Source organism: Cryobacterium sp. Y50 (assembly GCF_002929805.1).
In the GTDB taxonomy this organism is placed as follows: Bacteria; Actinomycetota; Actinomycetes; order Actinomycetales; family Microbacteriaceae; genus Cryobacterium.
In genome coordinates, this window is sequence record NZ_PJJM01000096.1 from 11,839 (window position 1) to 26,642 (window position 14,804).

Here is a 14,804-nt window from a genome sequence, read left to right on the forward strand (position 1 = left end):
ATTAAGTGAGGATCAGAAGCGGATTCTCAATGAGCGCTTTAAACCGTTGCAGCCACCGCGCAGCGAGCACGCCATCGACCGGGCGATGGTCGACTGAGATCGTCACCGTGAGGGTGCTGCCTACTGTGAGTTCCCCGTCAACGACCACGGGCTGTTGAATCACCGCACCGACCGCTAAAATTCCGGCTTGTGGCGGATTGATGATGGCCGAGAAACTCTCTACGCCAAACATTCCCAGGTTTGTAACGGTGAAGGAGCCACCTTCAAGTTCATTCTGCTTCAATCTGCCCTCATTGGCACGCACTGCGAAGTCACGTACTTGATTGGAAATCTCGGTCAGACTAAGTTTTTCCGCCGATCGAATAACAGGGGTCACTAGCCCCTTTTCACTTCCGATTGCCACGGAGATATCGACCGAGTCGTACCGCCGGACGGCATCGTCCATCCAGATCACGTTCATCTCGGGGACCTCAGCCAGCGCCTTGGCGACCGCTTTCACGACGAAATCGTTGATGGATACGCGAACCATGGCATCCGCGTTGAGCTGATGCCGCAGCGTAAGCAGCGCGTCTACTCGGCAGGTCGCATTGAGGTAGAAATGCGGGGCATCACGCTTGCTCTGCGTCAAGAAGCGGGCAACCGCCCGGCGCATCCCGCTATGCGGAATATCGGTATATCCCGTGCCGAGCGCTTCGACTCGGGCCGGAGCCTTCTGGGACGGCGCTGCGGGTGTCAGCGGTGTCGTGATAACTGCTGCGTCAGGCGCTATGACTCGCTCAGCCAGGGCACTGATAGCACGGTGAACGTCATCTCGTACAATGCGCTGGCCAGGCCCTGTGCCCTCGATATCGGCAACATCGACGTTGTTCTCCCGAGCGATCCTGCGCGCGAGGGGCGAGGCGAAGATGCGGTCGTGGGTGACCGACTTCGGCACGGTCGCAACCGACACAGCCCGATCAATCGGAGCGTCCGGAAGCGGGTCCAGTGCTGCCGACACCGTGGCTCCTGGGCCTCCTGGCACGGACAATCCGAGTGCAACGAAAACTGACGCGTCGTCAGCGACGATTTCACCGACTGCGATGAGCACGGCGATCGGCGCGCCGACGGCAACAGAAGTACCGGGCTCGGCGAGGGTCCGCCACAGGACGGCGTTCTGGTCCGCCTCGATTTCAACGTTCGCTTTCTCGGTCTCCACTGTGGCCAACGCGTCGCCAGGGTGGAACTCTCCACTCTCCTGGATCAACCATTCGAGGAGGACGGCCTCTTCGGCATCCGCCGAAATGCCGGGCATGCGCAAGAGCGAAGCCATCTACTTCACGCCCTTACGTGCACCAAAAAGCTCGGTCAACAAGGCGATAACCGTGTCAGTGTCAGCGATCGCAGCTTTTTCGAGCACCTTACTGATACTCGGTGACGATTCAGCGCCGGTCACTCGGGCAATGGGGGAGTCCAGCCAGTCGAAGAATCGGCGCTGGATCTCATCACTCAGCCACGCACCGTAGGACGTCCCGTGCGACCCCTGCTCGACCAGAAGCACATTATTTGTCTTGCGTATGCTCTCGCCGATCGTGTCCCAGTCGATGCTGGCCGCGTCAAGCCACCGCAGGTCAATGACCTCCGCATCGATACCGGTAGCCTCAACCGCATCGAGCGACTGCTGCACCATAGCTAGGTACGTGATGATCGTGACGGCCTTGCCTTCGCGCCGAACCGCGGCCGAGCCAATCGGGATATAGAAGTCTAGGTCCGTCTCCGGCACGTCGAATGACGTCTTGTAGAGGTCGGAGTCGTGCTCAAGCACAGCGACCGGGTCATTGCAACGAAGTGAGCTGTTCATCATACCGATGTAGTCCAAGGCCGTCGAAGGCGCGGCAATTCGCCAGCCCACTGACGTGTTCATTATTCCCGCCGGATCCATCGAATGCTGCGAGCCGTAGCCGGTACGCGTTCCAATTTTGATCCGCATCACGAGTGGCATGTCGTGCTTACCGCCAAACATATGTCTGGCCTTGCCGATTTGGTTGAAGATCTGGTCCGCTGCAACCCAGATAAAGTCGGCGTACATCAGCTCGACCACGGGGCGGTAGCGCCCGTCGAGGGCCATGCCACCGGCAAGACCGGTAAACCCGGCCTCGCTGATCGGCGTGCCGAGCACCCGGTCAGGGAACGCATCTTTCAGCCCCTTGGTCGCACCTCGCGGCCCTCCGGACATTTTGTGCACGTCCTCGCCCATAACGACGATCGAGTCGTCCTTCTCCATCCGACGACCCATAACCGCAGCCACAACGTCGACGAACTTCTTCGTGACTGTTTTGCCAGCGAAGTCCTTCGCTTCCTTAAAATCGACCCCGGTAAACTCGCTCAGGTCGCCGCGGATTCCGGTGTCAATCAGGCTTGCATCGGGCCAGAGCTCTGGACGAAAACGTTGCGTTCCCTGACCGGCAGGATCTGCCTCAAGCAAGTTATTCGAGACGTCCGCCATGATTTTCTTGGCTTTTGCACGAAGCTCGGTGATTTCGTCCTCAGACAGCAAATTTCTCCGAAAAAGATGAGACTCGACCATCCGCAAGGGGTCACGTTCACGCCACTCGGTCTCTTCGGCTTTCTCCCGGTAGCCGAAAGCGCTGCCGGGGAACGGACCGTTTTGGTGAAAGTACCTGTAGACATTGGCTTCGATCATGGTCGGGCCTTTACCGGCGCGCATGTGCTGAAGCGCCTCACCCATAGCGAGATGCACGGCCAAGGGATCCATTCCGTCAACGCGCCAACTCGCTATGTTGAACCCAAGCGCGCGGGCCGACAGCCGGGGCTCGCCGGTGGCCTCTTCGACAGTCGTCGACACGGCGTAACGGTTGTTTTCCACAAAGAAGCAGACCGGCAGTTTCCAGGCAGAGGCCAGGTTGAGCGACTCCAACACTGAGCCGATGTTCATGGCGCCGTCGCCGAAATAGCTCACCGAGACGGCATCGGTCTTCGCGTGCTTGCTCGACCAAGCAAATCCAGCGGCGAAGGGAACCGCGCCACCGACGATCGCATTGGTGCCCATCGCTCCCGCCTCGATCCACTGCAGGTGCATGGAACCGCCTCGACCACCGCAGTACCCATCTGCCAATCCGCAGATCTCGGCAAGGCCACGTCGCAACACAGTGCGTACGTCGTCAGAGAATTCTGCGGTGGGATCGAAGCCAGTGGGCGAGACAAAGCCCAACGCCTTAGCGAGGAACTGGTGATGGCCGCGGTGCGAACCATTGATCTGGTCGGCGGCCGTCAACCCTATGATCGAACCGACCGCGCCGCCCTCCTGACCGATGCTGGAGTGCGCTGGACCATTTATCAGCTTCTGCCCGGCGAGAACGAGCACGGTCTCCTCGAACGCCCTAACCAAGTGCATCTGAGTGAGCATGCTCTTCAGCAGTGCAGGGTCGGCCGCATCCCAATCTTTCTGCGTGGCCCGGAGTTCGACCCAGGGGGACGCTGGCTGAAGGTTCTTAGTACTGGGCATCGATTCCTCGTTTACTCTCGGCGCTGCATAGTGAAGAAAGGTGGTGATTCGCAGTTCACGCGCAGGATGGGGACTCTGCGAAACTCGGCGACCTGATCGGTGCCGTTGCACCAACGCTATAGGCGGGCGTGAGCGACAGAAATTAGGACTTCCCCCTATCTCTGACGGTAGGGAAGCCCCTACGTCATCGACTTCACCGCTATCCGAACAGAGTTAAGGCCTCGTCGTAACGGCTCTGCGGAACGGTCTTGAGCTGGCCGATCGCCTCGCTGAGGTCAACCCGAACGATCTCGGTAGAGCGGACGGCCACCATCTGGCCCCAGTCTTCGTCGTGCGCTGCGTCGACTGCAGCCATGCCCAGTCTGGTAGCTAATACTCGATCGGAAGCGCTCGGTACACCACCGCGCTGGATGTGACCGAGAGTGGTGGAGCGGGTCTCGATTCCGGTGCGCTCTTCGATGGTGGGGGCGAGAAATTCGCCGATTCCACCGAGACGGGGCCGAGAGAAGGCGTCGAGTCCGCGTGCGGAATGCGCGCGCGTCATGCCTTCGGGCACGAATCCCTCCGCCACCACGATCAGGGGAGGACGGCCACGCTGGAATGGCTTGCCAACCCAATCGCAGATCTCGTCGATCGTCGCGTTTTGTTCGGGAATTAGGATGGCGTGTGCGCTGGTCGCCATCCCCGCGTGAAGGGCGATCCAGCCGACGTGCCTGCCCATGACTTCGGCGATCATGCAACGATGATGCGACTCTCCCGTAGTCTTCAATCGGTCGATCGCTTCGGTAGCGATCTCAACGGCCGTATCGAAGCCAAAAGTGTAGTCCGTTGCTGAAATATCATTGTCCACGGTCTTGGGCACTCCGATAATGCGCACGCCCTCATCGCTCAGCATTTTGGCCACCGTCAAGGTGCCTTCACCACCGATCACGATAAGTGCGTCGAGTCGCATTGAACGCAAGCTAGCCACAACCTTTTGGACGGTGCCTCCATCGTCGAACGGCGAGGTACGAGAGGTACCAAGAATGGTGCCGCCAAGCTTCGCGATGCCACGCACGCTTTTCCAGTCGAGTTCGATGGCGTTCTGCTCGACCACTCCCCTCCATCCATCGAGGAGCCCGAGGAATTCATCTTTGTGCCCCCGAATACCGCGCAAGACACAGGCGCGGATCACCGCGTTGAGTCCGGGACAATCCCCGCCACTGGTCAGAATTCCTATGCGCGCCATCAGTCGTTACCCACTACTCTCTTGATACCGTCGTGGTCGCGACCTTCTGCGGCGGCGACCACGTCAGGTAACCACGTAGCTGAGGTTGTAACCATGAGGAGTTCCCCGACCCAGCGATGAGGGTAAACCAGCACAACAATCAATGGTCTAATGTGAAAATAACGTAACGCTCGTTCTCCCGGCACCGAGGCCGTGAGGGATGTTCATCGTCCTCAACGCGTACGTCGGTCGGATGGAACAGCAAAGATGCAGAGCAAACTAGACGTGGACTCGGCTACCTTCGATAGCCTCCAGCAGCAGCTCGACACCGTGACCGAGCTAGCACGCGACCTCGCTGGACGTTTCGAACTCTCCCCGCTTCTCGAGCGCATCCTGCGCCACGCCACGATACTCCTAGGATGCGATTCGGGGTCAATCTCGCTCGTAGATGAAAAACTCGGAACTTACACGAAAAAGGCTGACGTTGGCGTCGGCTGCCAGGAGGGCCAGACATTCCCGCTCTCTGAAGGTTTCACGGGTGAAGTCGTGCGTAAACGAGGCACCATAATATTGGACGAATACTCGCAAGTACGCGCCGGACACATCTCCGCCGATGACCCGCGATGGCACTGCTCGGTTATCGGCGTGCCTATTCTCTGGGACGACGAGGTGATTGGCAGCTGCATAATCTTCAGCGCGAGCCCTGGTCGCGTGTTCACCGAGGCAGATGCACGCCTGGCCGAGCTGTTCGCCAATCATGCCGCGATCGCGCTGGCTAATTCCCGCCTCCATAGCCGAGCTTCCGAGCGCGAACGTGAGGCTGCAATCGCGGAAGAACGCGAGAGATCCGTGCGTGATGTGCATGAGACGGTTGGCCGTTCCCTGGCATCACTCCTTCTCAGCCTTGATGAGGCCGAAGAGGACATTAGAGACGACAAACCGGCCAAGCAGCACATTGGCACCGCACGCGCCATCGCACTGGATGCGCTGGCCGAGACACGGCGTACAGCGCTCGGTCTGGGTCCAACTTCCCTCGCCGGGCGCACTTTGGCAGAGGCAGTCGGGACGGAGCTGACTTGGGTCGAGTCAATGAGCGCTGCAGCGACAGCCCTCGTCGTTGTGGGCACCCCGCGCGAACTCCCGCCCGAGATCGCGCACCAGGCGTTCAAAATCGTCCAAGAAGCACTGAGTAATGTCGTCACGCACGCTAGGGCAAGTACCGTTCGAGTCGGTCTTATCTACAGAACACACGAGGTCTCTGTCCTGATCGAAGATAACGGCCGTGGCTTCGATTTGCAAGCTGCCCACGGTGACCATTCTTCTCTTCCCTCAGGCTGCCTCGGATTGCATGGGATGGCTTCACGGGTTAGCCACTTGGGTGGAGAGCTGAACATCGAGACCACTCCCGGTTGGGGTACAAAGGTTCGGGCAACAATTCCGGATGTCGGGCCAGGGCCCGGCGGCGCGGTCCAGCCGCGTTGGAAAGTACTGATCGCCAATGACCAGCCAATTGTCAGTGCCGGCCTCGTGCGGCTATTACACCTCAATGAGCCCGCCATCAATGTAACCGCCGAGGTCAACACACTCGCCCAACTACTCGACGCCTACGAGCTTTTACGTCCCGACGTACTCTTGGTCGATCTTCAAATGCTCCAGAGCGACCTTTCCGGCACGATAGGCAAGGTCCGCGCACTTGACCCCGAGGTCGCCATCGTCGTGCTGACAGACAATCCAACAGCAGACCAAATGCGCTTCGCGACCCAAGCAGGTGTGCGGGGGTATATTAAGCGCGGGTCAAATGTCGACGCTATCGTGCGCATCATCGTGGCCGCAGCTCAGGGCGATGCATTGATTGACGGCACCATGCTTGAGCACCTCAGGGAAACTTCGCGCGCCGGACTCGGCGGGACAGACACTCCCACTGCTCGTGAACGAGAAGTGCGCGAAATGGTTACCCAGGGGCTGCCCGACAAGCAAATCGCGACCCTACTCGAGATATCCGTCAAGACCGTCGAGAAGCACGTCGGATCTCTGCTGCGAAAGACTGGAGCTCGCAATCGAACGATGTTGGTGAGCATGAACGGCTCGGCGATGCAGAACTCCGGCTACCCCGCCCTATAGAGGATTCCCCTACTCCGCACGGAGGGGGAACTCCTAATAGCCCCCGACTGGCTACCTCTCTTAGTGTGAGGGCAGTCAAACAAGGAGGTTGCTGTGGGAGTCGTACCACTGAGGGAAATTCTGGATCGAGCATTCAGAGAGCGGTATGGCGTACCGGCCATCAACATTTTCAACGATCTGACGTTGGAAGCTGTGCTGGCTGGTGCGGTCAGGGCGAACTCGCCCGTCATCGTCCAGACGTCGGTCAAGACCGTTCGTAGCATCGGTCCCAAGGCTTTGGCCAGCATGTGGCGCTCTATGACGGATGGCATCACTATTCCGGTCACACTGCACCTGGATCATTGCCCCGACCGTGAAGTTCTCTCGACCTGTCTCCGTGAGGGCTGGAATTCCGTGCTGTTCGATGCATCGGAACTGCCCGTTGCTGAGAACCAACGCCAGACGATCGAGGTCGTTAAGGAGGCTCGGTCATTCGGCGCAGACGTTGAAGGCGAAATCGAGGCGATTACGGGAGTCGAAGACGGACACGGCTCCGATACCGAGGCTGCCCGCGAATCACTCGAAACTTCGTTGCGCTTCATCGAAGCTACCGGAGTCGACGTGTTTGCCCCATCCATCGGTAATGCCCATGGCAGTTACAAAAGCGCCCCGGTCCTAGACGTCCAGCGCGTAACCGACATCGTGGAGCGTCGCCCGATCCCCATCGCGCTGCACGGCGGCAGTGGGCTGACCACGGAGCAGTTCCAGGACTTAATCTCCCGGGGTGCCGCCAAGGTCAACATCTCTACCGCCATGAAAGAGGCATACATGAAGGCCAACCTTTCATTCCTTCGAGAGACAGAAAAAGCCAATAAGTGGGACCCGCCGTCGCTGTTTACGTCGGTAAGCCGCGACCTCACCGACCTCGTAGAAGGCCTCGCCCAGCAGTTCGGCAGTGCAGGAAAGGCCTGGTGACAGCGGTGCCCACGCTTATTTTCGACTGCGATGGCGTTCTCGCCGACACCGAGCAAGATGGCCACCTCAGAGCCTTCAACGAGACATTCGCGTTCTATGATCTACCAGCGCGTTGGAGCGTCGTCGATTACGCCGAAAAGGTCCGCATCGGCGGAGGCAAGGAACGACTGAAGAGTCTTCTCACCCCCGAGTTCGTTGTGGATGCCGGCTTGCCCCGCGACATCGCCGGTCAGACGGAAATTGTCGCGGCCTGGCACCGCAAGAAGACCGAGATCTACACGAGCCTCGTCGCGGACGGAGTGATGCCGCCCCGCCCCGGCATCGCGCGGATTGTGCATGCGGCGAGCACGGCCGGCTGGAATCTAGCCTGCGCCTCAACCTCTGCAGAAGCTTCCGTTCGCGCCGTGCTCTCGCATGCTGTTGGGGCTGATCTCGCTGCACAGTTTTCGGTCTTCGCCGGGGATGTCGTGCCAGCCAAGAAGCCTGCCCCTGATATCTACCTGCTTGCCATTAATGAGCTTGGAGTTGATGCCGACGATGTGATCGTCATAGAAGACAGTAACAACGGTCTGAGGGCCGCCGTTGGCGCGGGTCTACGCACCGTCGTCACGGTGAGCACTTTTACCGTAGATGAAGACTTCTCCGATGCATCGCTCGTCGTATCCTCGCTCGGTGATCCGTCACCTGGCGAAACGACTCGAGTACTCAATGATCCATTGCGGATAGGGCCCGGAGCCCTTGTCTCGCTCATTGATCTCAGCCGAATCCTCGCTGCACCTCGTTTCAAGCATGAAACGCACGTTCACTACAACAGGAAGGTCGCGTCATGACGCGCCTAGTTAACAATCCCGCGGACTTTCCGGCTGAACTTGTCGAGGGATTCATTGAGTCGAATTCGCGCTACGTGCGCAAAGTCTTTGGGGGCGTCGTTCGCGGCACGGAATCACGACCGGGAAAGGTGGCCGTCATCTCCGGCGGTGGCACTGGACACTACCCGGGGTTCCTGGGGTGGGTTGGCACCGGTCTGCTCGATGGTGCCGTCACTGGCAACATCTTCTCCTCCCCCTCCGCCTCTCAGGCTTGCAGCGTGGCCAGGGCCGCCGATCAAGGTGGCGGCGTAATAATCGCCTTCCTTAACTACGCGGGCGATGTTTTGCACTTCGGTCAGGCAGCAGAGCGGCTGCGAGCCGATGGTCTCGAGGTGCGAACCTGCGTCATTACCGACGACGTCGCATCCGCCACTACAGAGAACCATGCCAAACGCCGCGGCATCGCGGGCGGACTGGCCGTACTGAAAGTCACTGCTGCTGCCGCTGAAGCTGGGCTCGATATCGACGAGGTCGTGCGGGTTTTCAATAACGTTAACGACCGCACACGTACTTTCGGCGCTGCCTTTTCCGGCTGCACCCTCCCCGGCGCTGACCACCCCCTGTTCGAAGTGCCCGAGGGTAAAATCGGTGTCGGCCTCGGTGTACACGGCGAAGCTGGCATCTACGAAACTGATCTCGGCACTGCCGACGACGTGGCTAAACTCCTCGTGGATAAGCTTCTCGAAGACGTCCCCGCGAACCCAGGAAAGCGCGTTATCGCCGTTCTCAATGGTCTTGGGTCGGCCAAGTATGAAGAGCTGTTCGTCACCTACCACTCAGTGAATGTTCGACTAAAAGCTGCTGGGCTCGACGTTGTCGACGGTGAAGTCGGAGAGTTCATGACGTCGCTCGACATGGGTGGGGTATCACTTTCGCTGATCTGGCTCGACGATGAGATCGAAAAGTATTGGTTTGCGCCGTGCGACACGCCAGCAGTGCAGCGTTCCCCCATGACAGCGAATCAGCTGCCCGCTGACCGCATTTTCAACACAGCAGCGGAGCCGCTGAAAGTACACACGCGGGGAGGAAACCAATCCTGCACGGCCGCCGCTTTCATCTCCGTAGGCCTTAGTCGGGTGAGAGATCTCATCGCCGAAAATGCCGAGATGCTCGGTGACTTGGATGCAATCGCGGGCGATGGCGATCACGGCATAGGTATGACTCGGGGATCCCACGCCGCCGCCGAGGCTGTTCAGTGGCTGGTATCAGAGGGTGCCGGCGCTCAGACTGCTCTTGTAGGCGCTGGTGATCGTTGGTCTGAACAAGCCGGTGGTGCATCAGGTGCTTTGTGGGGCGCCGCACTTACCGCCGCCGGTAACGCACTGGGCGATGATGCGCTGCCGGACGCTGCAGCCCAATCCCGCGCGATCCGGGCATTCGTCGCCTCGATCATTCAGCTTGGAGGCGCATCCATCGGTGACAAAACGATGGTTGATGCCCAAGTTCCGTTTGCCGATGCCTTCGAGTTGGCAGTTGCGCACGGCGCGTCCGCATCCGATGCGTGGAAGGTAGCAGCCAAAACGTCTAAGGACGCAGCGGACGCCACAGCAGCGCTCGTGCCACTCATTGGACGAGCAAGGGTACTGGCAGAGCGATCGGTCGGCTCTGCTGACCCGGGTGCAATCTCATTCTCGATGATCGTCTCGGAAATTGCTGAATTGCACGCAGCATCTGTGGCCCGGAAATAACCCGCTACTTCTGATACAAATACGAAACATGACTAGGAGCTAATGATGGCAATCCCAGGTATTCGCGGCATGGAACACATCGGTTTTACGGTCCCCGACATCAACGAGGCGTGTGATTTCTTCGAGAAGATTCTTGGAGCTCAGACGCTCTTTGTTGCAGCAACGGATTTCCGGAACGACGACACTGACTGGATGGCCGAGCACCTTCGGGTCAACCCGCGCGCCGTCATCAAAGAGTTTCGGTATCTGCGTCTAGGGAATGGCAGCAACCTTGAGGTCTTCGAGTACGAGTCCCCCGACCAGAACCCGATCCAGCCGAAGAATAGCGACATTGGTGGACACCACTTGGCCTTCTACGTTGACGACATCTCCGCGGCTATTAATTACCTCAAAGAGAACGACGTCACGGTCTTGGGTGAGCCGACCGTCTATGATTCCGGTCCCAACCTAGGGCTCACGTGGTGCTATTTCATGGCTCCGTGGGGGATGCAGCTGGAGATCGTTTCGTCGCCCGACGGCACCGCCTACGACGATCAGGCCAAAGCATCTGGCGGAGCCCGCTTGTTCCACCCCGCACTGGTCGCCGAGACCGCGTACTAGGACCAACGAAAACACTGGTCGAGCCATGCCGGCGCTCGACCGATACTGATAGCTGGCGATGTTAGACATGAAGCAGCGTTTTTGACACCTAAATCCCCGTCGACCCTCCGGGTGCTGCCCGAGGGGGTCAGGCTGGAAGTTTGAGCGAGTCGACGAAGTCGGCTGCGTGCTGGCTGGTCAGAATGACGCGGGCGAATTCTTCGTCGACCAAGTCGATCACCACGGCCGGGCGGTGGCGCTTGATCGAGACGAAGTCCTTGCCACCGTGAAACTTCCAGGTTCCGGCCGCCAGAACCAGCGGAATCATCGATCCGGGCGAGCGGATGCCGCGCAGCCAGATCCACGGATCCGCGGTGATGATCACCGAGCGGATGTTCTCTCGTTGCACCACGATCGAGTCGCGCCGCAGCGCGAGCGTTCTTTCCGCGCGCGTCAGGTGGATCTCGAGCCGGTCGGAATGCACGCTCAGGGAAGCCATTGTTCCAGTCTGCCCGTTCCGGCCCGAAAACCCGTTGTCTTTAACTCACAAAGCAATAACGTCCCAGCGCAGGAACTCCACAACTGAATCGTCATACTCCCGGCCGGGCCGCGATCGTGACGCTCAATTAGGACTGTGGCTGGGCAGCCGCTGCAGCTTTGGCTGCGGCGGGCAGTGCCTCGAAGATGCGCCCGATCGCGCTCTCATCGTGTGCATCGGAAACGAACCAGGCCTCGAATACGCTCGGCGGCAGCGAGACGCCGCCATCGAGCATTGCGTGAAAGAACGGGGCGTAGCGAAAAGCCTCCTGACGCTGCACGTCGGCATAGGTGCGCGGAGCTGAACCCTGCGCCTCCTCGCCGAACACGAAGCTGAACAGGTTGCCGGCCCGCTGCACCCGGTGAGCGACGCCCTCGGCGGCCAGCGAGGCAGAAACAGCCTCAGAGAGGATGATGGCGGTTGCGTTGAGCCGGTCGTAGACGCTCTCCTCGAGCAGGTTGAGAGTCGCGATGCCGGCCGCAACGGCTACTGGGTTGCCCGACAATGTTCCGGCCTGGTAGACCGGGCCGGTCGGCGCTAGAAAGTCCATCACGTCAGCCCGACCACCGAGGGCGGCAACGGGAAGGCCACCGCCGATGATCTTGCCGAAGGTGAGCAGGTCAGGCGTGTAAAACTCTTCACCGGCCGACTCGAGACTGCTGGTCTCGAGGCCCCAGAAGCCCGAGCGGCTCACCCGAAAACCGGTGAGCACCTCGTCGAGGATGAGCAGGGCGCCGTTCGAGTGCGCGATCGCCGACAGGGCCGCGTTGAAGCCGGCATCCGGTGCTACGACGCCCATGTTGGCGGCGGCAGCCTCGGTGATGACGGCGGCGATGCGGCCGGGGTGCGCCTCGAAGGCGGCGCGCACGGCATCGAGGTCGTTGTAGGGCAGCACGAGGGTCTGCGCGGCGGTCGCGGCCGTGACGCCGGCCGAACCGGGCAGGGCGAGGGTCGCGAGACCGGAACCGGCCTGCGCGAGCAGCCCATCGGAGTGACCGTGGTAGTGCCCGGCGAACTTGATCAGCAGGTCCCGACCTGTGAAGCCGCGGGCCAGTCGAATGGCGGTCATAGTCGCCTCGGTGCCGGTCGACACCAAGCGCAGCTTTTCGACCGCGCCGACCCGCTCGGCGACGAGCTCAGCCAGTTCTGTCTCGGCGGGCGTCGACGCGCCAAAGGATAAACCGAGAGCTGCGGCATCCTGAACGGCCTTGATGACTTCGGGGTGGGCGTGGCCCAGAATCGCCGGTCCCCAGGAGTTGACGAGGTCGACATATTCGCGGCCGTCGGAGTCGGTGACGTAAGCACCAGCGGCCTTCACCAGAAACAGCGGGGTGCCGCCGACAGAGCCGAAGGCTCGCACCGGTGAGTTAACCCCACCGGGGATGACTCGCCGAGCGCGATCGAACAGCTCATCGTTATGGCTGGCTTGGTGTTGCATGGGGTTCGACATCGTGTCGGTCATGCTCGCTCCTCCTTGAGCCAAGTGGCCAATTCAACGGCCCAATAGGTAAGTACAGCGCCGGCGCCGGCCCGACGGATGCTCAGCACCGACTCCTCAACGGCTCGGCGCCGGTCAATCCAGCCCTGTGCAGCTGCAGCTTCGATCATGGCGTACTCGCCGGAAACTTGATATGCCCAAACCGGAATATCACTCATAGCGGCGACCTCGGCTAGGACGTCGAGGTAGCTGCCGGCCGGTTTGACCATGACGATGTCGGCGCCCTCGTCAATGTCGATCTGCGCTTCGCGCACGCCCTCGCGGCGGTTCGCGGGGTCGAGCTGGTAGGTACGGCGATCGCCGACCAGGGTGGAGGCGACGGCCTCGCGGAACGGGCCGTAGTAGGCGGAGGCGTACTTGGCCGAGTAGGCCAGCACCGCGGTGTCTTCGAAACCGTTGGCGTCGAGGGTTTCGCGCACGGCGGCGACCTGGCCGTCCATCATGCCGGAGAGGCCGAGCAGCGCTGAGCCAGCCGTCGCCTGGGCCAGCGCCATATCGCGGTAGCGCTCAAGGGTCGCGTCGTTGTCGACGTGGCCATCGACGGCGAGTACGCCGCAGTGGCCGTGGTCGGTGAATTCATCCAGGCACAGGTCGGTTTGCACCACGAGCGCGTCGCCGATCTCGTCGACCAGGGCGCGGGTGGCCAGGTTAAGGATGCCGCCCGGATCGGTCGCGCCGGTTCCGGTCGCGTCGCGCACTTCGGGCACCCCAAACAGCATCACGCCACCGATGCCTGCTGCGGCTGCCTGTACCACAGCGCGACGGGCACTGTCGATGCTGTGCTGCACCACGCCCGGCATTGAGCTGATTGGTCGCGCCTCATCGCCTTCGTGCACGAACATGGGGAGCACGAGCTCCGCCGGATGGACACGAATCTCACTGGCCAGACGACGAAGCGCGGGGCTGGTGCGCAGACGTCGTGGGCGTATAACGGGTTTGGTCACCCGTTCAGCCTACGCTGCCAGGCTGTGCGTTTCGTTATCCGCTCGTTACCTCTACGCCCCAGAAGGCGGCACACGCCTGCGGCACGGCCTGCGCGGATGCCGCCACCCTGGTCACGCGGCCGGCGTGCTCCCAGCGAGCGCCGCATAGACGAGCGCCTCGATAAGCGACTCGGCGCTACGTTCCGAGGCGACAACGTCAACGCGCAAGCCCAGAGCCCGGGAATCCTTGGCGGTCTGCGGACCGATGCAGGCCACGAGAGTGCGCTCGGGAATGTCCCCGAACTGGTCGCGCACCTGGCGTGCCACGCTGCCGCTCGTCACGAGCACGGCGTGCACGAGGCCGGCCTTAACGTCGGCGACGACCTGATCGCTGACCGGAACACCTATGGTGCGGTAAGCCACGACCGATTCCACATCGTGCCCGACACGACGCAGTCCCTCGCTGAGCAGTGGCTTGGCGATCTCGCTGCGCAGGGTCAGCACGCGCAGGGGAATGACGCCCGCGGTGGCCGTCTCCCACTCCTCGAGCAGGCCGCGCGCCGAGTTGTCCTCCGACGGAACGATGTCCACGTGGTAGCCGGCCGCGATGAGTGCGGCCGCGGTGGTCTCACCGACGGCAGCGATACGGGTTCCGGGCGCGACAACGGCGCGGTGCGACGACAGAACGTCCACGGTGGTCGCGCTGGTGATCGTCATCCAGTCGAAGTCGCCGGCGGCGAGGCGGGTCAGCGCCGCGTCGAGGGCTGGGGCGTCGTCGGTCGCGGCGAAGTTGATCATGGGAGCGACGATGGGATGCGCACCCTTGGCGCGCAGGTTTGCTGCGACCTGGTCGCCCCAGGGGCCGCCTCGCGGAACGAGAACTCGCCAGCCCGCGAGGGGCTTGGTCAGTCGATTAGTCACGTGG

Annotated in this window: 12 protein-coding genes; 5 read left to right on the forward strand and 7 right to left on the reverse strand. The window is 61.1% G+C overall.

Annotated elements, in window-relative coordinates; all coding sequences use genetic code 11:
- Position 1: 1 nt before the first annotated feature.
- The 3 genes from CXY73_RS13205 to CXY73_RS13215 form a co-directional block, all read right to left on the reverse strand.
- Positions 2–1,309 (reverse strand): dihydrolipoamide acetyltransferase family protein, encoded by a 1,308-nt coding sequence (locus tag CXY73_RS13205; protein WP_104177973.1) that lies wholly within the window; start codon positions 1,307–1,309, stop codon positions 2–4.
- Positions 1,310–3,502, reverse strand: coding sequence for a thiamine pyrophosphate-dependent enzyme (locus CXY73_RS13210; protein WP_104177974.1), 2,193 nt, complete (start codon positions 3,500–3,502; stop codon positions 1,310–1,312).
- A gap of 199 nt (positions 3,503–3,701) precedes the next feature.
- Positions 3,702–4,730, reverse strand: coding sequence for a 6-phosphofructokinase (locus CXY73_RS13215; RefSeq protein WP_104177975.1), 1,029 nt, complete (start codon positions 4,728–4,730; stop codon positions 3,702–3,704).
- A gap of 246 nt (positions 4,731–4,976) precedes the next feature.
- Here CXY73_RS13215 and CXY73_RS13220 point away from each other — a divergent pair, with 246 nt between their 5' ends.
- From CXY73_RS13220 to CXY73_RS13240, 5 genes are all read left to right on the forward strand, one after another.
- On the forward strand, positions 4,977–6,830 hold the full coding sequence (locus tag CXY73_RS13220; RefSeq protein WP_104177976.1) for a GAF domain-containing protein: 1,854 nt from the start codon (positions 4,977–4,979) through the stop codon (positions 6,828–6,830).
- Between the two features lie 93 nt (positions 6,831–6,923).
- Complete coding sequence (locus tag CXY73_RS13225) at positions 6,924–7,784, forward strand: class II fructose-bisphosphate aldolase (RefSeq protein WP_104136857.1); 861 nt, start codon at positions 6,924–6,926, stop codon at positions 7,782–7,784.
- On the forward strand, positions 7,781–8,614 hold the full coding sequence (locus CXY73_RS13230; RefSeq protein ID WP_233198333.1) for an HAD-IA family hydrolase: 834 nt from the start codon (positions 7,781–7,783) through the stop codon (positions 8,612–8,614). Before CXY73_RS13225 ends, CXY73_RS13230 begins: the two co-directional genes overlap by 4 nt.
- Entirely contained in the window at positions 8,611–10,341 is a 1,731-nt protein-coding gene (locus tag CXY73_RS13235) for a dihydroxyacetone kinase family protein (protein WP_104177977.1), read from the forward strand. Before CXY73_RS13230 ends, CXY73_RS13235 begins: the two co-directional genes overlap by 4 nt.
- Before the next feature lie 45 nt (positions 10,342–10,386).
- Complete coding sequence (locus tag CXY73_RS13240; protein ID WP_199185371.1) at positions 10,387–10,941, forward strand: VOC family protein; 555 nt, start codon at positions 10,387–10,389, stop codon at positions 10,939–10,941.
- 127 nt (positions 10,942–11,068) lie between these two features.
- Here the strand turns inward: CXY73_RS13240 and CXY73_RS13245 are convergent, their stop codons facing one another.
- From CXY73_RS13245 to CXY73_RS13260, 4 genes are all read right to left on the reverse strand, one after another.
- The gene (locus CXY73_RS13245) at positions 11,069–11,419 is read right to left on the reverse strand and encodes a hypothetical protein (RefSeq protein WP_104136865.1); all 351 of its coding nucleotides are present in this window, start codon (positions 11,417–11,419) and stop codon (positions 11,069–11,071) included.
- 127 nt (positions 11,420–11,546) lie between these two features.
- On the reverse strand, positions 11,547–12,920 hold the full coding sequence (gene hemL, locus CXY73_RS13250) for a glutamate-1-semialdehyde 2,1-aminomutase (protein WP_233198334.1): 1,374 nt from the start codon (positions 12,918–12,920) through the stop codon (positions 11,547–11,549).
- Complete coding sequence (hemB, locus tag CXY73_RS13255) at positions 12,917–13,900, reverse strand: porphobilinogen synthase (RefSeq protein WP_104177979.1); 984 nt, start codon at positions 13,898–13,900, stop codon at positions 12,917–12,919. Before hemB ends, hemL begins: the two co-directional genes overlap by 4 nt.
- A 111-nt stretch (positions 13,901–14,011) precedes the next feature.
- Positions 14,012–14,800 carry a uroporphyrinogen-III synthase gene (locus CXY73_RS13260; protein WP_104136870.1) on the reverse strand — a complete coding sequence of 263 codons (789 nt, stop codon included), beginning with the start codon at positions 14,798–14,800 and terminating at the stop codon, positions 14,012–14,014.
- Positions 14,801–14,804 lie beyond the last annotated feature (4 nt).